The sequence below is a fragment of the Streptomyces katrae genome, from assembly GCF_000966975.1.
Taxonomy (GTDB): domain Bacteria; phylum Actinomycetota; class Actinomycetes; order Streptomycetales; family Streptomycetaceae; genus Streptomyces; species Streptomyces katrae.
Window position 1 is genome coordinate 1 of sequence record NZ_JZWV01001394.1, and the last position, 635, is coordinate 635.

Here is a 635-nt window from a genome sequence, read left to right on the forward strand (position 1 = left end):
GGGTCGGGCACGTGCAGGCGATGTGGCCGGGCGTGCTGGAGGCCGTCAAGAACCGCCGCCGCTTCACCTGGATCCTGCTCAGCCAGAACGCCCAGGTCACCGGCTTCGACGGGACCACCCTGCAGCTCGGCTTCCCCAACCCCGGAGCCCGCGACAACTTCGCGAGCAGCGGCAGCGAGGACGTGCTGAAGGCCGTGCTCGCCGAGCAGTTCCAGGTGAACTGGAAGATCGACGCCGTCGTGGGCGGCGGTGGCCCCGCGCCCTCGGCCCCCTCGTACGGAGCTCCGGCCGCCCCGGCCTACAGCCCGCCCCCGGCGCCCGCCTACAGCCCGCCGCCCCCGCAGGCCCCCCAGGCCCCGGCCTACGCACCGCAGCCGCAGCAGCCGGCGTCCCAGCCGCCCCCGCAGGCGGCCCCCGCGCCGCAGCCGCCCGTGCAGCAGGGACCCCCGCCGGTGGCCCCCGAGGACGACGTGCCCGAGGCGGACGACCCCGACCTCGTCGACAGCGCCCTGACCGGACACGACCTGATCGTGCGCGAGCTCGGAGCGACCGTTGTGGAGGAATACACGAACGAGTAGGCCCCCGGTATTGGGTGGCCGCACGAAACCGGCCACGCCGTCCGGGCTACCCTGGGC

At 75.1% G+C, this 635-nt stretch carries 1 pseudogene; it reads left to right on the forward strand.

From position 1 onward, the window contains the following. Window positions 1–578 (forward strand): annotated as a pseudogene (locus VR44_RS37625) (DNA polymerase III subunit gamma and tau); the annotation flags it as partial. Between the last annotated feature and the right edge of the window lie 57 nt (window positions 579–635).